Source organism: Streptococcus sanguinis (assembly GCF_050223295.1).
GTDB lineage: Bacteria > Bacillota > Bacilli > Lactobacillales > Streptococcaceae > Streptococcus > Streptococcus sanguinis_X.
The window spans coordinates 1,703,880-1,724,579 of record NZ_CP071424.1; the positions used below are offsets into that span (position 1 = coordinate 1,703,880).

18 protein-coding genes and 3 pseudogenes are annotated in these 20,700 nt (G+C 43.2%); 2 read left to right on the top strand and 19 right to left on the bottom strand.

What is annotated here, in order from left to right:
• Positions 1-74 precede the first annotated feature (74 nt).
• The 7 genes and pseudogenes from macP to J1C77_RS08375 form a co-directional block, all read right to left on the bottom strand.
• Positions 75-497 carry a cell wall synthase accessory phosphoprotein MacP gene (macP, locus tag J1C77_RS08345; protein WP_002905026.1) on the bottom strand — a complete coding sequence of 141 codons (423 nt, stop codon included), beginning with the start codon at positions 495-497 and terminating at the stop codon, positions 75-77.
• A 12-nt stretch (positions 498-509) separates the two neighbouring features.
• Entirely contained in the window at positions 510-1,061 is a 552-nt protein-coding gene (locus J1C77_RS08350; RefSeq protein ID WP_002920680.1) for an NUDIX hydrolase, read from the bottom strand.
• Between the two features lie 8 nt (positions 1,062-1,069).
• Positions 1,070-2,449: a bifunctional UDP-N-acetylglucosamine diphosphorylase/glucosamine-1-phosphate N-acetyltransferase GlmU gene (gene glmU, locus J1C77_RS08355; protein WP_002918606.1), complete on the bottom strand. Its 1,380-nt coding sequence runs from the start codon at positions 2,447-2,449 to the stop codon at positions 1,070-1,072.
• 127 nt (positions 2,450-2,576) lie between these two features.
• The gene (locus J1C77_RS08360) at positions 2,577-3,371 is read right to left on the bottom strand and encodes a hypothetical protein (protein ID WP_002909232.1); all 795 of its coding nucleotides are present in this window, start codon (positions 3,369-3,371) and stop codon (positions 2,577-2,579) included.
• 403 nt (positions 3,372-3,774) lie between these two features.
• Positions 3,775-4,401 (bottom strand): PadR family transcriptional regulator, encoded by a 627-nt coding sequence (locus J1C77_RS08365; RefSeq protein ID WP_002920679.1) that lies wholly within the window; start codon positions 4,399-4,401, stop codon positions 3,775-3,777.
• Positions 4,402-4,495: 94 nt separating this feature from the next.
• Entirely contained in the window at positions 4,496-4,945 is a 450-nt protein-coding gene (locus J1C77_RS08370) for an ASCH domain-containing protein (protein ID WP_042762773.1), read from the bottom strand.
• Between the two features lie 49 nt (positions 4,946-4,994).
• Positions 4,995-5,171: pseudogene (locus J1C77_RS08375) on the bottom strand (DUF7716 domain-containing protein); the annotation flags it as partial.
• Between J1C77_RS08375 and J1C77_RS08380 the strand changes: the two are divergent.
• Together J1C77_RS08380 and J1C77_RS08385 are read left to right on the top strand one after the other, a co-directional pair.
• Positions 5,171-5,434 (top strand): annotated as a pseudogene (locus J1C77_RS08380) (transposase); the annotation flags it as partial. The pseudogenes J1C77_RS08375 and J1C77_RS08380 overlap by 1 nt on opposite strands.
• Positions 5,435-5,620: 186 nt before the next feature.
• A complete protein-coding gene (locus tag J1C77_RS08385) occupies positions 5,621-6,310 on the top strand; it encodes a DUF6796 family protein (protein WP_032909682.1) in 690 nt (229 codons plus the stop codon).
• 81 nt (positions 6,311-6,391) lie between these two features.
• On the opposite strand, the gene J1C77_RS08390 is transcribed toward J1C77_RS08385, so the two are convergent.
• The 12 genes and pseudogenes from J1C77_RS08390 to J1C77_RS08445 all read right to left on the bottom strand — a co-directional run bounded on the left by J1C77_RS08390 (position 6,392) and on the right by J1C77_RS08445 (position 20,616).
• The gene (locus J1C77_RS08390) at positions 6,392-7,150 is read right to left on the bottom strand and encodes a GNAT family N-acetyltransferase (protein ID WP_002920675.1); all 759 of its coding nucleotides are present in this window, start codon (positions 7,148-7,150) and stop codon (positions 6,392-6,394) included.
• Between the two features lie 4 nt (positions 7,151-7,154).
• Positions 7,155-7,853 (bottom strand): 3-oxoacyl-ACP reductase, encoded by a 699-nt coding sequence (locus J1C77_RS08395; protein ID WP_002913309.1) that lies wholly within the window; start codon positions 7,851-7,853, stop codon positions 7,155-7,157.
• Entirely contained in the window at positions 7,846-8,082 is a 237-nt protein-coding gene (locus tag J1C77_RS08400; protein WP_002899859.1) for a DUF2829 domain-containing protein, read from the bottom strand. The genes J1C77_RS08395 and J1C77_RS08400 overlap by 8 nt, the downstream gene beginning before the upstream one ends.
• Positions 8,083-8,212: 130 nt before the next feature.
• A complete protein-coding gene (locus J1C77_RS08405) occupies positions 8,213-8,671 on the bottom strand; it encodes a GNAT family N-acetyltransferase (protein ID WP_002920674.1) in 459 nt (152 codons plus the stop codon).
• Between the two features lie 15 nt (positions 8,672-8,686).
• The gene (locus tag J1C77_RS08410) at positions 8,687-9,112 is read right to left on the bottom strand and encodes a GNAT family N-acetyltransferase (RefSeq protein ID WP_002920672.1); all 426 of its coding nucleotides are present in this window, start codon (positions 9,110-9,112) and stop codon (positions 8,687-8,689) included.
• 63 nt (positions 9,113-9,175) lie between these two features.
• The gene (locus J1C77_RS08415; RefSeq protein WP_002920671.1) at positions 9,176-10,186 is read right to left on the bottom strand and encodes a S41 family peptidase; all 1,011 of its coding nucleotides are present in this window, start codon (positions 10,184-10,186) and stop codon (positions 9,176-9,178) included.
• Between the two features lie 71 nt (positions 10,187-10,257).
• Positions 10,258-10,526 (bottom strand): annotated as a pseudogene (locus tag J1C77_RS08420) (hypothetical protein).
• Between the two features lie 6 nt (positions 10,527-10,532).
• Complete coding sequence (locus tag J1C77_RS08425) at positions 10,533-11,933, bottom strand: amino acid permease (protein WP_002920669.1); 1,401 nt, start codon at positions 11,931-11,933, stop codon at positions 10,533-10,535.
• 156 nt (positions 11,934-12,089) lie between these two features.
• Positions 12,090-14,078, bottom strand: a complete 1,989-nt coding sequence (locus J1C77_RS08430; protein WP_002920668.1) for an ABC transporter permease — start codon at positions 14,076-14,078, stop codon at positions 12,090-12,092.
• Entirely contained in the window at positions 14,078-14,839 is a 762-nt protein-coding gene (locus J1C77_RS08435; protein WP_002920667.1) for an ABC transporter ATP-binding protein, read from the bottom strand. The genes J1C77_RS08430 and J1C77_RS08435 overlap by 1 nt, the downstream gene beginning before the upstream one ends.
• A gap of 177 nt (positions 14,840-15,016) precedes the next feature.
• Positions 15,017-15,148 carry a hypothetical protein gene (locus tag J1C77_RS08440; protein ID WP_009659231.1) on the bottom strand — a complete coding sequence of 44 codons (132 nt, stop codon included), beginning with the start codon at positions 15,146-15,148 and terminating at the stop codon, positions 15,017-15,019.
• A gap of 272 nt (positions 15,149-15,420) precedes the next feature.
• Positions 15,421-20,616, bottom strand: coding sequence for a SpaA isopeptide-forming pilin-related protein (locus J1C77_RS08445; protein WP_002920664.1), 5,196 nt, complete (start codon positions 20,614-20,616; stop codon positions 15,421-15,423).
• Positions 20,617-20,700 lie beyond the last annotated feature (84 nt).

The following is a 20,700-nucleotide window of genomic DNA, read 5'->3' on the forward strand; positions in this document are numbered from 1 at the left end:
AATACCTCAAATCATCTGATGAAAAAGAAGCTTAGACAGACTAGGCTTCCTTTTAAGTGCAATAGAGCAGTTTTTTAAGGCCACCAAATAATAGCAGCAATCAAACCAATCAGCAGGATAACCACCCAAAGGAGAATCTTATTGAGTTTGGCTTGAAAGAGGCTCCGCTTCTGATTTTCAATCCGACGGCTCTTAGTCACGGTCGGATCTACCTCAATGTGGAGAGTCTCATCCGTAAACTCCTCTTGGTTTTGAGCAGTCTGATAACCAAAACGACTCTGATTCTGCTGAGACCGAGCTTCTTCATAACCAAAGCGGTTTTGAGGGCTTTGATAGCCAAACTGAGTATCCTGTCGGCTAGACTGCTGCGAGCTAAAGGAGCTTCTGCCAGTTGAAAGAATCTTGGTTTCCTCGTCATCCATGAGAGGCGGCCCCGAAATATCCTCACCGCGGTTGGCCCGCTCAATGATTTCATCTGTTAATAAAGCTTTTCCCATTGATCTACGTTCCTATTTATTCAGATTTTTTTGTTCCCAGTACTGAAGGGCCATGATGGTCTTGGCATCGCAGATGTCACCGTTTTGCAGCAACTGATGTGCCTCCTCCAGACTGACTTCAAAAAGTTCCAATGTTTCATCCTCGTCTTGAGGACGAGGGTTTTCGACCTTTGTTAAATGGCTGGCGCTGTAGAGCTTGATTTTTTCATTGCAAAAACCGATGGCAGAGTAGAAATCATAGACCAACTCCAGCTGTCCAGTGTAGCCGGTCTCTTCTTCTAATTCTCGGAGGGCAGCTGCTTGGGGATCTGCATTCTCTCCTACCTCCAGCTTGCCAGCTGGAATCTCGTAAGAAGTCGCTTCAATCGCCTTGCGGTACTGCTTGACTAAAATCATCTTATTTTCCGGGGTGATAGCAATTACAGCCACCGCCCCATTATGAAAAATCAAATCCCGTTGGGCTTGACCCTTGCCCTCTGGCAACTCTACCTGATCCTGAACCACTTGGAAAATCGGGCCTCGATAAATTACTTTGCGTTGGACGGTTTTTTCTTCAAATTCCATGACTAAACCTACTTGTTTTGAGGGTGATGAGGAAGTCGCTTAGCATAATCTTCCTTGTTGATCTGACGGCCACGTCCCAGAGCGATGGCATCTGCTGGTACGTCCTTGGTAATAGTAGAACCAGCACCGACCAGTGAGTTGTCACCCAGCTCAACTGGGGCAATAATGGTCGAGTTGGAACCAACAAAGACATTGTCGCCAATGATAGTCTTGTACTTCTTCTGACCATCATAATTAACCGTAATCGTACCCGCACCAAAGTTGACATTAGCGCCGACTTCAGAGTTTCCAATATAGGTCAAATGACCAGCCTTGGTATTTTCTCCAATTGACGATCCTTTAACTTCTACAAAGTTACCGACATGGACATCCTTAGCCAGACTAGAACCTGGACGAATGTGAGCGTATGGTCCGACCGTCACTCCATCCGCAACACTTGACTCCTCAATCATGGAGTTGGTGATAACGGTCCGCTCTCCAATGACAGAGTCTACGATGTAGGTACCGTTAGTTAAAACAGTCTCTGCCCCAATCTTGGTCTGACCTTTCAAGGTCACATTTGCTTCAACTTGAACTTCAGGCGCAATTTCCACATCTACATCGATATAGGTCGCATCTGGATTGACAAAGCTGACCCCATTCACCATATGCTGCTGGTTAATCCGACGGCGCATTACACTCTCAGCTGTAGCAAGAGCCACGCGGTCATTAACCCCCAGACTTTCATCAAAGTCTTTCAGCGTATAAGCACCGACTTTCTCACCATTCTCGCGGAAAATACCAATCACATCTGTGATATAGTATTCGCCTTGAGCATTATTGGTATTGATATTTTTGAGGGCTTCAAAGAGACGAGCATTGTCAAAGACGTAAGTTCCCGTATTGATTTCCTTGATTTGCTGTTCAAAATCAGAAGCATCCTTCTGCTCAACAATTTTCAAGACTTCGTCGTGCTGATTGCGTACGATACGGCCGTAGCCGAAAGGATTATCTGCTTCTGCTGTCAGGATAGTTGCAACATTCTTGTGGTTGATATGGAAGTCAATCAAGTTTTTCAGGCTTTCTCCTGTAATCAGAGGAGTATCGCCAGCAATGACCAGCGTCTGACCAGTCAGATTTTCCAAAACAGGCTCGGCCATCATAACGGCATGGCCCGTTCCCAGCTGCTCGGTCTGACGGACAAAGTCTGTCTGACCTGCCAAGACTTGCTCAACTAACTCTGCCTTGTGCCCAACAACTGTCACGGTCTTCTCTGGATCAATGGCACTAACACTACGAAAAACATGTTCCAGCATGGAAATCCCTGCAACCTTGTGCAGCACTTTTGGTAAATCTGACTTCATGCGAGTCCCCTTACCCGCAGCCAAAATAATCGCGTAATTTGTCATCAATTATCTCTTTTCTGTAGTATATCACCTTTATTATATCACTAAAAGGTAATTTTTAAAAATTTAAAATCAAGCCAACCCCATAAAAATCTGCAACAAAAAAACTTTTGCACAAAAAAATCAGCCTTTAAACAGCTGATTTTGCTTCTTTTTCTTTGATTTTCTTTGGAAGATGGACTTTTGCCTTGCCATAGTCCTTGAAGACTGCCCTCTGCTTGAAGTAAATCAATTCTCCATCTAAGGCTGTATCTTCGTCCAAATCCATGGTCATATCAATAGAGCGAATGGTCCGAGTCTTAGGGTCAACCACAAAGGCAACCTGACACTTCTCAATATCAATGGTCGTATCATAATGTTCATCATTATAAGCATAGTAGAAGGCATCGATAAGGTCATAGGCCAAATCACCTTCTGCTGTCACCGAAAACTCATAGCCCCCGTCCACTTTTTTCTTAGTCAGTTCTGACTCATTATCTACCATGACCTGCAGCAAAGCCTTAAAGGAGGACATGCCCGAATAGCCATCAATATGTTTCCGGGAGTCGGTGTCATCAATGGTCTCAAATCCATCCTTTTCTTCCAAGTACATCCGATCTTCGCTGAAATAATGGGTCAGTTCTTGATCATCATAGGTTTCGTAAAGCTTAGCTAAATAAGGTGAATCTGAAACAGTCAGCTGTTTAACCGTCTTGGCTTTTCTTTTTTTGTAGCCTTCTAGATAGGTCGACTCAGACAGCCGATCCATGTAAAAACTATCATGATCGAATTTTTTCAAAGATGCATCCACTACAGCCGATAGCTTAAAGCGGGATTCAAGAGCTTCTGCGATTCCTCCAGGCTTAAAGTAAGTATAGAGAAAGGTTCCGCCAATCAGTACAAAGCAGACACAGCCGTAAATGATAAAAAAATGAACCTTCTTCAAAATCAATCCTCCTAGAAGCTTTCTGTCGTTTTATAGCTTTTATTATAAGCTTTTTTGGACCTATTTTCAATCTTTTTCAGAAATGGTCTTTGAAGACTGGTAAAAAATTAGTTTCTTTGGACTTATGAATTGTTGATTTATATAGATTGCAGACTTTAATCAATTTCTGTCTTCCCATTAAGGTTTTCTTCTTTATTGGCCAATCACTCCGTCCAGATCAATTCTTTAAATCCTTTGTCAGGAGCCGACCAGCAATCCCTTGGTTCCAATAAGCCACATCCACGAGTACATACTCTATATATCCTGTAGCGGAAGAAATGCTAATTGGTTTTTCAAACTCTCAAAGTCATTGCCAAATGTATCGACATGGCAAGTAGCCGCTGCTTTTTGAATACTTAGTATCTCAGCCCTCTTTCTCATTTTCAGCCAACTGCTGGCGAAGCTTGGTAAACAAGTCTAACTGAAAGCGAGCAGAATCAAGCCCAAATTCGAGCGTCTTCATTTCAAAATAGCCAATCTGGGAAATACTTTCAGCTAAATCACCTGCCTGACTGGTCTCTATCAGCTCTGTAGCCAGGTGGCTGTTCTGCTCTAGATAGGCTTTTACCTTTTCCTGCTCCTCCGTAAAACGAATCGCGTCTTTGACAGCTTCAAACTCTTGGACTTCAACTTCCAGTCCCTCAATGGTCAAATCCAGCATCTGAAGCTGCTCTTTCTTGGGCAGGTAACCCATAAAGAGGAATTTTCCCAAGTCCATATTCTTGTTCTTGCTCATGTCGATAGGCGTTTTAAGCCACTCCAAAAACAAGATTCGTCCCGAAGCAGTAATGGCATATTCCTTCTTCATTTTTCCTTTTTCTACATACTCCGAATAAGTCACTGCTCCTTGCTGGGACAGTTTTTTTAAGGCTGCTTGGATACTACCTAGACTGTCACTGCACATAGAGCTGAAATTTTGCCGCATCACCTGACGAATTTCATAAACTGTAAAATGTTTTATCATGAGTAAGCCTAAAATTAATTTGTCCATTTCTCCTCCAAATTACGATTTCTTTATATACCTAATAGTAACATTTTTGTTTCGATTTATCAAGGACAAACAAAAAGCCTATTCAAAAATAGACTTAAGCTTGATCCAGCGGATAGACCTTGCGAAATTCTTCTAGGACGACACCCGTTTCTTGGGAAAATTCCAAATCGGCTTCCACCAGACACTCCGTAAAAAATTCCTCATGGACTTGCTGCCAGTAGGCCAAGGATTTGTCTCCTTCTCCTTCCTTAAAAGCGTGTTCGGCTGAAATCTCATTAAAAGGCAGCACAGAGACTTTGGTGATTTCGATGATACAGACGGCTCTATTCCGGCTGTTTAGTATGATATCGAAAGTTCCTACTTGAGGTAGAGGCTCATTTTCAAACTTATAGAGCTCATAGACCGAAGCCGTCGCTGTCTTTTCACCACGAAGCACCAAATCAGCCAGTTGGTCTGCTTGGACACCGAAGGCCCAGGCATCAATCTCGTCACCAATCGCCGGATTGATTTTCTTGTATGCCTGCCACATTTCTTTTAGGGTCATCTTTACTCCTGTCTTTCTAAAATGATAATTATTGTTTATAAACATCTTCCTACAAAACTGTATCTTTATCAAAATCCATAAAGTCATCATGATCATAATAGTAAAGCAGAGCCTGTAAACACTCTTGGTCAGTTGCTTCTGCTTTCTGCTCCATAACTGACAAGAGAACATCCGCAAAATCTTCACCGTAATAAATCAACTCCAGCTCCTGCTCCCTTACTTGTCTTTGGACTCATTGAAGATACCATTTCTTATGTAAATCCTATTTTTCAAACTGTTTTTAAGACCTTCTTGAAAAACAAGGATAAGATCCTGAACGCACTGGAACTGCCCTACTCAAACACAAAACTAGAAGCTACTAACAACCTCATCAAAGTCATCAAGCGAAACGCTTTCGGATTTCGGAACTTTGACAATTTTAAAACTAGAATCCTCATCGCTTTGAACATCAAAAAGGAGAGGACTGATTTAGTCCTCTCCAGATTATAACTTCTCATCAACCCACTACAGTTGACAAAGAGCCCAAAAATCAAACATTTCCCACACTTTCTGAAATCATTTCATCCCCTTACATAGAAAGCAGACACCATTTTATAGCCTCTAGGCATTTCGAAACTTGCTTCCGTAACAAACCTTTAGTAAAATGTTAGTAACACAAGTCTAAAGGAGGCGCTTATGACTCAAAAAACGATCCGTCGCTGGGCTCCCTGGTCTATTTTAGGAAGCTGGCTGATTTATGTTGCAGATATATTGATTGCTATCTCTGACGGTTTTGGAAAGGGATTTTGGCAGCACATGCCTGATTTAGCAGCTTGGAAAGTTGATTTTGCAGGCTATGCCTTACTTCTTTTCCCGCTTTTAGGAATGGGCGTCTATATCCTCTCTATCGGGCTGAGACAAAAATGGCTAGGAATAGTAGGAGCTTGGATTCTCATGACTGTCTGTGTTTTCCTCCACACCAGCTATTTCTATTTTGCCGCCACTTCGCGGCTGTATGCCCATAATCCCTCTGCCGATATTGCAAAATTACTAGAAAGCTTTTCAATAGTGAAAAATAACTTTCTGCTTATTTATTTCGTACTTATGGCTGTACTTCTCCTATTTATTGTTATCCTCGTTTTGAGTAAGAAAACGGCTTACCCGCGCTGGTTTGCCCTAACAACTCCCTTAACAGGAATTCTCCTTAGTCGGCTACTCAGCGCTATTGCACCAGCCCTTCGCGAAATGCTTTCTCCTATTCTCATTCCCGCCTTTTGGTTTGCTTTAATGATAACAATAGCCATGATTTTTGCCCTAAAGGACAAAAACTTTACCAACAAGGAAGCAAGTAGCTGTCCTGAAAATTCAGTTCTCCATTTTCCTTAGCATACAAACAGAAATCATCATCTAGCTTTTCCGACTTTACAGCCTGAATGATATCTTTTAAGTCATAGCTTTGGTTTTTCTTCATTGGTCAAAAGTCCCTTTCCATTCATAGGCCGGATAAACTCCTAGACTCTGATAGCCCAAGCTTTCTGCAACCTTCTTAGAAGCTTCATTATGCGCATCCCAGAGAGGAAAGAGTGAGCGGTTTTGGGCTTCTAGAATCATCTGGGCACCCAAGATTTTGGCCAAGCCTTGTCTTCGGTAGGCCGGCTTGGTAGCAATTTCAATCTCAAGGGCTCCATAATAGACCAATCCCGTTGATACAGCAGCGATGATTTCCTTCCCGGAATAGAGTAAAAAGCCAAAGCCACCCGCCGCTTGAAAATGGTCAAAATCGGAAAAGTCTCCCTGCAAATCCTGAGACCAGACTTCCTCAGCCAAACGCTCATAACTCTCCTTATCAATCGGACTAAGGTAGTAATTTGCTGGTAGTCTGCTCTGCCATTTCTCCAAAGCCTCTGTGTCAAAGGAAGCCCTGTCCGCAAAAGCATAGCGAGTGAACTGCTGCAGCTCACTCTGACTATCCAGAAACTCTTGCCAGCTAGATTCCTCGGAGATAATGACCTTGTCAGCCAAGCTGTATTTTGTGATGTACTCTTGCCAAAAATAACAATCCACCTGACCAGCCGGAAAAATGAAATTTCCTAGTTGGTAAAGGCAAGATGTCTCAGGCGCATTCATGAAGAACTGTCCTAGGCCAGCATCCAAACCGTAAAGTACCATATTTTTGGCCCAGGTTTGGAAAAGGTTCTTAGCTTTTTCATTGTTTTCATTATTCATTTACTTACTTCAAACTCCAGCCACCGTCAATTTTGATAATCTCGCCCTGCATAGCAGCTGCCTTGCCACTAGCTAGAAAGAGGCTAACATTAGCTATTTCCTGAGGGTCTAACCAGCGCTTGATCGGCGTTTCCTCAGCAACCCAGTCTGCCAGTCCGTCTGGCTCAAAGTCGGCGGCAGTCATAGCTGTCTTGACAGCGCCTGGCGCCAAGCCAAAGACTTGGATATTTTTATCCGCATAGTCTAAGGCTATCTGCTTGGTCAGGCCAGCCAGAGCATGCTTAGAGGCTGTATAGGCAGCACCGCCGCCGCCAGCCAGAAAGCTAGCAATCGAGCACATATTAATGATGATACCAGACTTTTTCTCCAGCATTTTCTGCAGATAAAAGCGAGTGATTTTCATGGTAGCGGTCAGATTGAGCGCAAAAATCTGCTCCCAGTCCTCGTCGCTGGTCTCGTGCAGGGGACGATAATCGTCCAAAATACCTGCTGTATTGCAGAGAATATCCACCTCGGGCAAGCTGGTGAAGAGCGGTGTCAAATCCCCTGTCAAATCCATCTTGACAAAACGAAGCTCATTGAGAAAGCCAGGATTTTCATCCTTGTCCACCCCATAAACCCGGTAGCCATTTTCCAAAAAAGTCAGAGCCTGAGCTCGGCCGATGCCTGAGCTAACTCCCGTCACCAGTACTGTCTTAGTCATCTACTTCCACCCAATCTGTCGCGAGCACATCGCAAGGAGTCGGACTCCACATGGAGAAGCCCTCCCCCTCACCAGAAACATTGATGAGGAAATAGGGTGTCACCTCGAGAGCCACCCCATTCTGCTCAATCGTGTCAAAGAGCTGGACGTAGTTCTCTGCCCCGCCCCAGCCTGTACGCACATATTTTTTCTTGGCCTTAAGGCCAGGTAAAATCTCTTCAAATGTCATGGTTTTCTCCTTTTGTTTATTGGTAATCTTTGACAAATTCCCTACTAGCCGCCAGTAGTCATAAGTATGTTGAACAACTTTTTCTTGACTGTCAACAAGTTTATCTGCTGCTTTGAAATAAAGTCTAAAATTAGACCTTCTTCTCCATCTCCACAAAGAGATGAATATCACCATTGCTTTCCTGCGGGATGCGCCTCACCACTTCAAACCCCATGTTGAGATAAAGCTGTTGGGCTCGGTGATTGAAATCAGCCACGGATAAACTTATGACTTGGGGCGCAAATTTTTTCTTGATAAAGTCCAGAATTTCCTGCAAAAATGCAGCGCCCTGACCTTTTCCGCAATGCTCCGGCTTCATCCCCAAACCAAGCTCCAAAGTTCGCTCTCCCTTCTGCTCCAAGCAAAAAAATCCATAGAATTTCCCATCCCGCAAGACTTGATAATAACGGTCCCCACGCGCTTTTGGGGAAATCATTTCTTCATAATCTTCCAGGTCATTTTTCATATCATAAAAATCATAAGGCGCCTCATAATGCCAGTTGTTAGCAATTTCTAAAGCATGTTGCTGAGTTAGTGGTTCAATCATCATCTACTCCTCCTTTCTCTAAAACTCCCAATAAAATCGTTTCTGGTCTGCTTTTTCGCTGCAGCCGAGGCTGCGATAAAATTCATGGGCTGCGGAGCGGGAAATGCCTGAATTAATCCGAATTCCTGTGTAGCCTGCTGCTTTTCCCTCTTCACGCAAAGCTTGCATCAGCGCTCTGCCATGTCCCTGCCCTTGAAAATCCTGAGCGACGGCCAAAGCCAAGAGATTGAGCAAGGACGGGAAATAGAGACAGTCGTAGCTAGCCGCATGAGCGTAGCCTATGACCTGACCGTCTTCTTCAGCTACCAAAATCAAATGCTGGTCATTCTCTAGTAACTTTTTCAGTTGAGCCTTCGTCGCTTCCCTATCGAAATCGTAGCCCAGACACTCATCATTGAGTCGCTGAATGGCTGCAGCATCTCTTAGTTTTACTTTACGAATCATCTGTCACCTCGTTCTTCTCTTTATTATAGCAGAAAAGCAGTCTCTTTGACTGCTTTCAATGAACTATTCTCCTATCTGTCCCTTCAACCAAGACTCCGCCTCTTCTAAAGGCTGGTCTGTTTGGATATCTGGCTGAATTGCCTCATTCTCATAAAGCTTGCCCGTGCGATCTAAGATACTCGAGGTAGTCAAGAGCAAAACCGCTCCATCATACAGTTGATAATAATTATTTCCCGTAGTATAGCTTGCCGTTGGCTGACCAAATATTTTGACGTTTTCCAGTCCCTTAAAAGCTAAAACAGTCATTTCTCCTGAGCTGCCTGTCTTCCCATTGATAAGGACGGCTATTTGCACTTTCTTTGCTTTCTCATCAGTCTGCTCCAGACCAAGCTGCTGAAGAACATCTAATCGAGAAACCGCGCTCTTGCTCCCATTTTTATAAACAAATTGGAAGAGGTCTTCATCAGGCAGAAGAGAGGACAGTCCAGCAATCATCGGATACATATTCCCGCCGGTATTATCTCTCAGATCCACAAGAACCGCCTGATAGTCATCCCTTTTAAGAGCTGCTGACAGTTTCTTGGCATAAGCCTTCGTTGCCTGTGCATCACCAGTGAAAGCAGGAACTTTTAAATAGAGAATTCCCTCCCGATTCTGCACTTCAGGCTGATTTTTGCTTTCTGGACTATTTTCGGGATTATCCTGTGGACTTAAAAAATAAGAATGCTTTCCGCCAGCCTCTTTGGTTAATTCTTCCAAGACGGGATAGGTATCTTGATAAGTCTTGGCTGATCCAAGCTTCTCTAAGGCTTTCTTTTTCTCATTTTCCCAATCTTTGTCCGTATAAAGACCGAAATCAAGCTTTTTCACAACCGAGCGAGCGTAGTCCTGCGGACTAGGTGGAAAAAGAAAAATGCCGTAGTCTGGACCAAAGTAGGCCAGAAAACCTATTAAAAGAGCAAGCAAAATCAGCACCGTTCCCAAGCAACCTAAAAGGACTTTTTTCATAATCACACAACCTTTCTTGTGAGGATTCCTGAGCTGATTATAGCAAAATAGAGACACGTTTTCCATGTCTCTACCTTACATTTATCATCGTCAATCTTACATTTTTGTAAGATGATTTTATTTAAATCTACAGAAGCTTATTTCCATTTCTCACTCTTGGAAAATGCAATCATCAAACCAGACCCAGCTAGAACTGCCAGAATAAGAAGACAGATATTTTTCAGTGGATAGAGCCAGTCTTTATTTTTCTCATGCCAAGTTGTCTTCCAAAGCCGAACATACTCAGCATTCATATCTTCGGGCTGGTTCAGCTGAATATTAATCACAATCGCCAATAAGATCAGGGCGATAAAAGCAAGGGTAAAGAGCCAGATTTCTTCTTTTGGGTTAGATTAAGTTTCTTCATACTTTTCTACTTCTCTTTTACAGCGATTTCTGAGTTTCGACAGCCATAGAAGGCATAGATGAGACTTCCCAGCGCTAGGGCAATTCCAAAGGCCTGCCAGGTTTCCTTGGTATACTGGGTCATGAAGGACAGGCAGATGATAATGGACAAGATCGGTGTCAGAGGTACTAGAGGCGTTTTGAATTCGCCAGCTTTTGGCATTCCTTGATCTTTCCGCAATTTTAAGACAGCTAGTGCCAATAAAATCAGATAGGCCAAGGTACAGATGTTCAGGAAAGAAGCGATGCTAGCCAAAGGGAACATGCCCGCACAGACAGCCGAGGCAATCCCTACTAAAATCGTTGCATTCTTTGGCACCCGACTGGTCTCTGTCAATTTTTTGAAAGAGCGAGGCAAGAGACCATCACGCGCAATACTGTAAATCATCCGCGACAGGGCGTAGGTCATGGAAATGCAGACAGTAATCAGAGTCAAAATAGCGACGACAGAGATATAGTTAGCCGCCCAGCCAAGTCCGACACTGCGCAAGGCAAAGGCCACCGCATCTGAGACATCCAGCTTGCTATAGTGGACAACCCCAGTCAAGACCAAGGTCACCAAAATATAGAGAATGGTCACAATGCTCAAGGATAAGACGATCCCACGCGGAACATTCTTTTGGGGCTCTTTGATTTCATCGACCGCCATGGAAATGGACTCAAAACCTAGAAAAGCAAAGAACATAAGCGAAGCCCCAGCCATGATACCAACCTTGCCGCCATAAATTTCCCCAAAGCCAAAAGGTGCGAAGTTAGACCAATTTTCTGGCTTGATGAAGAAAAATCCTACAATAATAAATAGTGCCAAGGCTGAGAATTTCAAAACCACCAAGGCTGAGTTGAAGCGCAGGGCGGCCTTTGAGTTCAAAAGGACAACCCCCGTAACAAAGGCCAAGACCAGAATGGGCAGCAAGTCCACATAAGTACCTGCTTTGGGATTGAAGGTACCATTCAGAGCTGCCGGCAGCTGGATACCAAAGCCACTAAGCAATCCTTTCAAATAAGAGCCCCAGCCAGAGGCAACACCTGAGATAGCGGTCATGAACTCCATGATGGTCAGCCAACCAGCCAGCCAAGCAGGAAATTCTCCCAGAACCGCATAGATATAACTGTAGGCTCCGCCATTGGCCGGAATCCGTGAAGCAAACTCAGCGTAAAAAAGGGCCGAAATACTCACACAAAGAGCTGAAATGACAATCGAAACGGTCAGAGCAGGCCCAGCATATTTGGCCGCTCCAGTCCCTGTGATGGTAAAAATCCCAGTTCCTACCATGGCACCAATACCAAGTAAAATCAAATCTGGAATTTTCAAGTGACGGCGCATGCCCGTTCTATCCTTGCTGGCATCTTTTTTTCTAAAAATATCCATCTATTCTTATTCTCCTAATTGCATTAACGCCCTATTTTATCATATTTCCTCCCTTTTAGGAATCCTTCTCAGAAATTTACCAAAAAGAAAGGCTGAGAACAATCTCAGCCTAGGTCTTTAAAATAGATGAAAGGTATATGATGCCTGTCTCTGCTATCACATAGCCACAATTTTACGATAGCTGCGAGAAGTAATGAGAAAGACACCAACATATACTGCAATAAACAGAGCGCAGACGCCGAGAGTCACCACTAACATAAGTGTGGCATTCAGCACCCCTAAAGCAGATAAAATCAAGCTCAGCATGTGATAGGCAAAAGCCAAATGAAGAAAGGCAAAGATTAGCGGTAGGAAGAAGACTATCAGAATCTGCCTACGAATTGTTTTCTTGATTTGTTTTTCGTCCAATCCAACCTTTTGTAAAATAACAAAGCCTTCTCGATCTTCATAGCCTTCAGAAATCTGCTTGTAGTAGATTATAAGAACAGTTCCAAGCATAAAAACGATTGATAGGAAAATTCCAATAAAGAACATACCACCTAGCATTCCTTTTATTTCTTGCTTATCAAAGGCTGTCACCGAACCGTAAATAGCTTGATTTTCAGGTAAGGTGGTATTAAAACTGCTTAGCTTTTCTTGGTATGCTTCTTTGAGTTTTCTCTGTTCTTCTTTTGGAAGCTTGAGATTTAATCCTCCATAATAGTTAACATTGACAGCGTAATCGTTCATCAATGAAGAAAAGATTTGACTCGGATTTTTAGCTACCATATAGATTTTTTCAGGCACTATCATATTCATCGGATCGGGTATATTACCGAAAACGAAATCTTCTTTTAATTTTTTCTTGATTTTCAAATTTTTATCAGCTAGCTGTAAATCTTTTTTGCTGTCTAGTTCCAGTCCTTGCTCAAATATGGCTATTTCATCATCTTTAAGCTGAAGACTTTGACCCGTCATTCCTTGATAATCACTCTCAGAAATGGCCAAAATATAAAGATTTGGAGTGAAGGATTTCTGTCCCTTAGAATAAATATCTAGCTGATTACCAGTTCGACCGCTAACTCCTATCGTATAATACTGGTAAATAACTTTTTTACTAATCTGCAGCTGCTGCTCTTGAACAAACTCTGTCAAAGCTTGGTCCAGTATCTCACCTGTTACTTCTTTTCCTTGGATACTGAAATCATGCGGGAACATGGCATTCTGCATATAATCACCACCAGCATAAATGTTGGCTCCACCAGATAAGGTAACCAGAACCATTGTCGACAAAATAGAAATCGTCGCTAAACCAATTGCATTTTTCTTCATTCGAAAAATTAGATTAGATACCGAAATCATGTTATCAGGCTGATAATAAAACGTCTTCTTCTTTTTCAAAAATTGCAAGAAAACAGTTGTTCCTGCATTAAAAAGCAGATAAGTCCCTAGAATAACAAAAAGTACGGCCACGAAGAAAATGATAATGGCTGCCATCGGATTAGATACACCTAAAGCAAGATAATAGCCAAAAGCGAGAGAAGACATACCAATAATAGTTTGCAAGAGTAAAAAGCGACTCTTTTTCTCCCCGCTATTTTTTTCCTTGACTAATTGCAGAGCATCAAACTTTCTTAAGTAAAAGCCATTTTTAATTACCAAACAGAAAAATACAAAAGCATAGAATATGATAATCAATACCAATACAAAAGGTTGAAATGTCGAAACCAGAACCACCTTGGTACCCATGAGCTTGAGCAAAAAGGCGTAAATCAGCTGGTCAAAGAGAACACCAATAGTCAGCCCCAAGCTTACAGCCACCAACCCAAAAATCAGAAGCTCAATAAAAGTCATAACAAAGAGATGGCGTTTATTGAGACCTAGCATACCGTAAAGCCCCAGCTCCTTGGAGCGATTCTTCATGACAAATTGATTGGCATAAAAGACAATAATTCCAGCTGTGATGTTCACAATAACAACCCCTAGAACCAAAACGAGGATAACAGAGCTGGCACCTGTCATTTTAGATAGATTGGGGTTAAAAGCCAAGGAGTTGAAAATATAAGAAATGGCTACAGCCACACAAGTAGCCAGTGCAAAAGGATAATAGAGACGGCGGTTCTTAATCAGATTGGATACCGCCAATTTTGCTGCTAATCGAAACACTAGTCCTTCACCTCACTTGCCATAACTGTCAAAGTATCGGAAATCTCTTGGAACATCTGCCGATCGGTCTTGTCGCCACGGAAGATTTGATTATAAAGAATCCCATCCTTGATAAAGAGCACCCGCTTGGCGCGGCTAGCCGCTGCAGTTGAGTGGGTCACCATGAGAATAGTTTGACCGCGTGCATTGATGTCGTCAAAGACATCCAGCAGAGCTGCCGAAGACTTGGAATCCAAGGCTCCTGTCGGCTCATCCGCCAGCAAAATCTCAGGATCTGTGATGATGGCCCGAGCCACTGCAACCCGCTGCTTCTGACCACCGGAAATCTCATAAGGAAACTTCTCTTGGAGTTTGTTAATCCCCAGCTCATTGCAGGTCGTGACCAGCTTTTGCATCATCTCGGTAATGGGACGGCGAGAGAGAACCAGGGGCAGGAGAATATTATCCTTGACCGACAGGGTATCCAGCAGATTGAAGTCCTGAAAGACAAAGCCTAATTTCTCGCGGCGGAAGCTGGAAGCCTGACTGTTCTTGATAGTTGCTGTGTCAGTCCCGTTGAGAAAGACGCGGCCCTCAGTCGGCTTGTCCAGCATGGCTAGGATGTTGAGCAGGGTGGATTTCCCAGAACCCGACTCCCCCATGATGGCGACATATTCGCCTTTTTCTACCGTAAAGTGAATGTCCTTCAGTGCCTCTACTTGGCTGCCCTGAAAGCGGGTTTTATAAATCTTTTTCACGTGCTGTACGTCTAATAATGTCATACTCGAACCTCTTCTTTATTTAACTTGATACTACTATCATACCGGAAAGACAGACAAGTTTCCATAACCTAATCTTTCATTTTGCCTGCCAATCTTACATTTTTGTCATCTTGTACTCCAAGTCGGATAAGAGAAAAGTCAACTGACCTTTCTCTTATCCTTAAATACTGGAATCTCTCAGTGACTGTACTGCAGCCAGAAATAATATTGACTGGAAGCGCAGCCTAGGCGAGTCTTCTCGATTTCTTCCTTGGAAATCTTTTGAGCTTTAGGTTTACTTTGGCGATGGTTAAAAAGATTGATTTTCATAGCGGGCCTCCTTCTTGAAATCTGATTTTTAGTTTGGAAGATAGTTATCTTCTTTTTCTTTACACTTATAGGATACCGAATTCCTTGACTAGCTGCCATAAGATAACCTTTCATTTTAGTCATTAAACTTACATTTTTGTCACTTAGAAAAAATAGTTTTCGATTGCCCTTAAACTGCATCAATAGCCCTAAATTCAACGATGTATATCAGCTTCATTCATCAAGAGCATAAAAAAACAAGCGTCAATGTTCATTGACACTTGCTTTCTGTTTTATTTTTTGAAACGGATTCCGAAATAAACCCCACAACCAACTATGATAATCAAGCCTATGGCAAGTAGCGTAAAGCTGATCTCTGTACCTGTAAAAGGCAGAACTTTCTTCGTCTTCCCCTTATCTCCAGGTTTATCTTGATTTGATTTTTTCGGATCTGGTTCATCTGTTTTTTTAGACGGATCCTTTTCTGGGCCAGTCGGTTTCGTTTGGTCAGTTACGACTAACGTCCCATCCTTGTATTCAATTGTATTTCCATTGGCATTTACAACTGTTACTGTGCCATCGAGATTCACTTGGAACACAATGTCAGTAACAGCTAGGTAACCAGTTGGGGCTGCAGCTTCATGGAAGGTATATACTCCAGGAGCTAATTCAATCTCATACGATTTATTTGCTTCTGAAGTCCATTTCGTTACAGGATTACCAGTTGCCTCTTTGCCTTGGAAAATTTGAATCTCTGCACCTGCAATCTCAGTTCCGCCAAGGTTGACCTTACTAAAGGTCACCTTACGTGGAAGATCATCGTCTTTATCCGTTACGGTCAGAGTTGAACCATTGGTTGCAACGGTGTTAGCTTCGCCCTTAGCATCCTTCTCACCAACATTGGTCACTTCCACTGTTCCGTCATAGTTGACTTGGAAAGTGATGTCAGTCACTTTGAGGTAACCGGTTGGTGCCGCTTCCTCATGGAAGGTGTAAGTTCCCGGTGCTAAGTTAATGTCCTTAGACTGATTAACCTCGGATGTCCAGCTTTCAACGGCTGCACCTTCTGCCTTGTCGCCTTTGAAGATCTTGATTTGAGCTCCTGCGATTTCTGTACCGCCTAGGTTGACCTTGCTGAAAGTAATCTTACGTGGAAGATCATCGTCCTTATCGGTTACTGTAACAGTTGAACCATTGGTCGCAACGGTGTTAGATTCACCCTTAGCGTCCTTCTCGCCAACATTTGTCACTTCCACTGTGCCATCATGGTTCACTTGGAATGTGATGTCAGTTACTTTGAGATAGCCAGTTGGCGCGGCTTCCTCATGGAAAGTATAAGTGCCCGGTGCTAAGTTAATGTCCTTAGACTTGTTAGCTTCAGATGTCCAGCTTTCAACTGCTGTGCCTTCAGCTTTCTCGCCCTTGTAGATTTTGATCTGAGCACCGGCGATTTCAGCACCACCAAGGTTGACCTTACTGAAGGTTACCTTACGTGGGAGATCATCATCCTTATCGGTTACTGTCACTTTGGAACCATTGGTCGCAACTGTGTTAGCCTCGCCCTTAGCGTCTTTCTCACCAACGTTTGTCACTTCCACTGTGCCGTCTGTTTTGACTTGGAAAGTGATATCGGTTACTTTGAGGTAATCGGTTGGAGCTGCTTCTTCATGGAAAGTATAAGTACCTGGAGTCAAGTTCAATTCTTTAGACTTACCAGCTTCGGATGTCCAGCTTTCGACTGCGTTTCCTTCAGCTTTCTCGCCCTTGTAGATTTTGATCTCTGCACCGGCAATCTCAGTACCACCAAGGCTTACCTTACTAAAGGTAATCTTACGTGGAAGGTCATCATCCTTATCGGTTACTGTAACAGTTGAACCGTTTGTTACGACCTTGTTCTCTTCACCCTTAGCGTCTTTCTCGCCGACATTGGTCACTTCCACTGTACCGTCATGTTTAACTTGGAAGGTGATGTCCGTTACTTTGAGGTAGCCTGTTGGTGCTGCTTCCTCATGGAAGGTATAAGTACCTGGTGCCAAGTTGATGTCCTTAGACTGATTAGCTTCGGATGTCCAGCTTTCAACTGCATCGCCTTCAGCTTTCTCGCCCTTGTAAATCTTGATCTCTGCACCGGCAATTTCAGTACCGCCAAGGTTGACCTTACTGAAAGTCACCTTACGTGGGAGATCATCGTCCTTGTCAGTCACTGCAACAGTTGAACCGTTTGTTACGACCTTGTTCTCTTCGCCCTTAGCGTCTTTCTCGCCAACGTTTGTCACTTCTACTGTTCCGTCAGTTTTTACTTGGAAAGTAATGTCTGTTACTTTGAGGTAGCCGGTTGGGGCTGCTTCCTCATGGAAAGTATAAGTACCTGGAGTCAAGTTTAATTCTTTAGACTTACCAGCTTCAGAAGTCCAGCTTTCGACTGCTTGCCCTTCAGCTTTTTCGCCCTTGTAAATCTTGATCTCTGCACCAGCGATTTCTGTTCCACCAAGGTTGACCTTGCTGAAAGTCACCTTACGTGGGAGATCATCATCCTTATCGGTCACTGTAACAGTTGAACCGTTTGTTACGACCTTGTTCTCTTCGCCCTTAGCGTCTTTCTCGCCAACGTTTGTCACTTCTACTGTTCCGTCAGTTTTTACTTGGAAAGTAATGTCTGTTACTTTGAGGTAGCCGGTTGGGGCTGCTTCCTCATGGAAAGTATAAGTACCTGGAGTCAAGTTTAATTCTTTAGACTTACCAGCTTCAGAAGTCCAGCTTTCGACTGCTTGGCCTTCAGCTTTTTCGCCCTTATAAATCTTGATTTCAGCACCAGCGATTTCAGTACCGCCGAGGTTGACCTTGCTGAAGGTCACCTTACGTGGGAGATCATCATCCTTGTCAGTCACTGTAACAGTTGAACCATTGGTCGCAACGTTGTTAGATTCACCCTTAGCGTCCTTCTCACCAACATTGGTCACTTCTACTGTTCCGTCAGTTTTGACTTTAAAAGTGATGTCGGTCACTTTGAGATAGCCAGTCGGTGCAGCTTCCTCATGGAAGGTATAAGTGCCGGGTGCCAAGTTGATATCCTTAGATTGATTAGCTTCAGATGTCCAGCTTTCGACTGCATTTCCTTCAGCTTTATCGCCCTTGTAAATCTTGATCTCTGCACCAGCGATTTCTGTACCGCCGAGGCTGACCTTACTGAAAGTAATGGCTTTAAGACTATTGTCCTCTTTATCGGTTACAGTAAGAACCAAGCCATTTGCTTCAACAGAATCTGTTGCTCCTTTAGCATCAACAGTAATGGTACCATCAGAATGAACTGTGAATTTTATATCTTCTACAGCCACAAACCCAGCAGGAGCAAGGCTCTCTTTCAGAGAATAAGTCCCTGGGGCTAATTTTACTACCTTAGATGCGTTGGCTTCGGATGTCCACTCTGCAAGAGGCTTAGCTTCAGGACGAATCTGACTGCCTTTGTAGAGTTTCAATTTCGCACCAGGAATTTCCTTCCCGTTTGGATCTACTTTCTTGATCGTCACATCTCGTTCTGAGTCGTCATCCTTGTCTGTTACCTTCAAGGTTGCTCCGTCAGTCACAACCTTATTGTTTTCACCTTTGGAGTCTTTCTCGCCGACATTGGTCACTTCCACTGTGCCGTCATGTTTGACTTGGAAGGTGATGTCGGTTACTTTCAGGTAACCAGTTGGAGCTGCTTCCTCATGGAAGGTGTAAATACCAGGCTCCAAATTGATTTCTTTAGACTGATTAGCTTCGGATGTCCAGCTTTCTACTGCTTGACCCTGCGCTTTGTTGCCCTTGAAAATCTTAATTTGAGCACCAGCAATCTCAGTACCACCTAGGTTGACCTTACTGAAGGTAATGGCTTTAGGACTATTGTCCTCCTTGTCGGTAATCGTCAGAATTGAACCTGCTGCTTGAACAGTATCTTCTGCTCCTTTTTTCACAAGAGCAACAGTACCATTAGCACCCACTGTAAATGTGATGTCTTCTACATATTGATAACCAGCAGGAGCGTTCGCTTCAGTCAGTGTATAGGTTCCTGGAGACAATTTTATGACTTTAGAAGTATTTTCTTCTGAAGTCCAGTCTGCAACAGGAGCTTCTTCCTGATCAACATGATCACCTTTATAGATTTTCAGTTGCGCACCAGGAATTTCTTTCCCGTTTGGATCTACTTTTTTGAAAGTTACATCCTGCTCTGTTACCGTCTTCTTATTGACGATCTCGCGCGATACAGATTTGTCTGTTCCAAAATCCTGGGAACCAATCTTAATTTCCTCAGTTAATTTATCATATCCTGTAGGAGGAGTCACTTCACGGATGGTATAATCATCGCGCAACAAGTCACCCAAGTTGGCATTCCCGTTAGAATCTGTGGTTAATTTTCCGACAACTGCTCCGCTCCGATCACGAACAACTTCAAATTCTGCACCTTGCAGGTTCTCACCATTTTCATTGACCTTATGAAGCTTAATGGTGAAAACATAGCCTTCTCCAACACCGCCGGCAATCTGATAAGAGCGATTTTCAGCTGATGTCGTTGTTTGACCACCGTTATAGGTCATGGTAGCACTATTGGAAACACGCTCACCATCAACAAGATCGTAATCTGCTTTTGTCTTATAGTCCAGCAAATACCCGAAACCATCCATGTCGCCAAGATCAATCGTGAATCCATCACCAGCAGCATTTTCCGTAATTTTTGATTGGAAATTAGCTGTCACGTCTTCTGTTGAATCCCGCACCCAATCTCCATTATTCCAGCGCCAAGCAATTTTATAGACTCGAATTGAGTCTCTCATGATTTTAAAATTAGGCGAGGTAATCTTGTCAGTTATCGTTACATCGGTATAATGTTCCATATTGCGGTTAATCGCAATATTGTAATGAACTTCATTCTTACCGTCTTCTGCTGCCTGATAAGAGCTCTTCTCAATTTTTGAGTCATATCTTTTGGGTGGTCCATTATAATGGACGATTCCCGGATACAACATCCGACCTCCTACGGTAAATCCACCATTCAAGTCACCTTCTTGTCTCACAACATCATGGTCAACTCGTGCATAGAAGAAGAATTCTCCTTGGACACCAGACTTTTGCTCAACATAATTTGTATAGGTCAAAGTAATGGTCTTGTTGGTTGAATCCAAAAATCCATTTGCCACTACATTATCCGAGCTGTCTTTAAGCTCAATAGCTGAAGAGTTCCCAAATGCATACTCAGAAGGCAAGGTGATTTTTGTCGTATCTCCTTGATGTACTTGGTTATCCGGCAAGACAAACTTTGCGTAAACTCGAAAAGTTTCCCAAATATCAATTCCCTGCGTCAAATCACCACCTGAAGAATTCTTCAGGCTCATCTCAGTGATAACATCACCAAACTCAGCTGCTTGCACCTGAGTAAGAGGAGCTACTGATGGCAAAATGACTCCTAAACAAAGAATAATAAGGTGGAGCAATGCTCTAATCCTTTTGTTCATGCAATTTTCCTTTCTCACAATATTCAGTTTTAAATGTACAATGTAATTGTATACTAACTGAGCTTCCCCATCTTGTCAGTGCCC

Bases quoted from the DNA above. Each gene is read 5' to 3' on its own strand.
- macP (WP_002905026.1), bottom strand. From the start codon at position 497: ATGGGAAAAGCTTTATTAACAGATGAAATCATTGAGCGGGCCAACCGC.
- J1C77_RS08350 (WP_002920680.1), bottom strand. From the start codon at position 1,061: ATGGAATTTGAAGAAAAAACCGTCCAACGCAAAGTAATTTATCGAGGC.
- glmU (WP_002918606.1), bottom strand. From the start codon at position 2,449: ATGACAAATTACGCGATTATTTTGGCTGCGGGTAAGGGGACTCGCATG.
- J1C77_RS08365 (WP_002920679.1), bottom strand. From the start codon at position 4,401: ATGGACAAATTAATTTTAGGCTTACTCATGATAAAACATTTTACAGTT.
- J1C77_RS08370 (WP_042762773.1), bottom strand. From the start codon at position 4,945: ATGACCCTAAAAGAAATGTGGCAGGCATACAAGAAAATCAATCCGGCG.
- J1C77_RS08385 (WP_032909682.1), top strand. From the start codon at position 5,621: ATGACTCAAAAAACGATCCGTCGCTGGGCTCCCTGGTCTATTTTAGGA.
- J1C77_RS08390 (WP_002920675.1), bottom strand. From the start codon at position 7,150: ATGAATAATGAAAACAATGAAAAAGCTAAGAACCTTTTCCAAACCTGG.
- J1C77_RS08395 (WP_002913309.1), bottom strand. From the start codon at position 7,853: ATGACTAAGACAGTACTGGTGACGGGAGTTAGCTCAGGCATCGGCCGA.
- J1C77_RS08400 (WP_002899859.1), bottom strand. From the start codon at position 8,082: ATGACATTTGAAGAGATTTTACCTGGCCTTAAGGCCAAGAAAAAATAT.
- J1C77_RS08405 (WP_002920674.1), bottom strand. From the start codon at position 8,671: ATGATGATTGAACCACTAACTCAGCAACATGCTTTAGAAATTGCTAAC.
- J1C77_RS08410 (WP_002920672.1), bottom strand. From the start codon at position 9,112: ATGATTCGTAAAGTAAAACTAAGAGATGCTGCAGCCATTCAGCGACTC.
- J1C77_RS08415 (WP_002920671.1), bottom strand. From the start codon at position 10,186: ATGGAAAACGTGTCTCTATTTTGCTATAATCAGCTCAGGAATCCTCAC.
- J1C77_RS08425 (WP_002920669.1), bottom strand. From the start codon at position 11,933: ATGGATATTTTTAGAAAAAAAGATGCCAGCAAGGATAGAACGGGCATG.
- J1C77_RS08435 (WP_002920667.1), bottom strand. From the start codon at position 14,839: ATGACATTATTAGACGTACAGCACGTGAAAAAGATTTATAAAACCCGC.
- J1C77_RS08440 (WP_009659231.1), bottom strand. From the start codon at position 15,148: ATGAAAATCAATCTTTTTAACCATCGCCAAAGTAAACCTAAAGCTCAA.
- J1C77_RS08445 (WP_002920664.1), bottom strand. From the start codon at position 20,616: ATGAACAAAAGGATTAGAGCATTGCTCCACCTTATTATTCTTTGTTTA.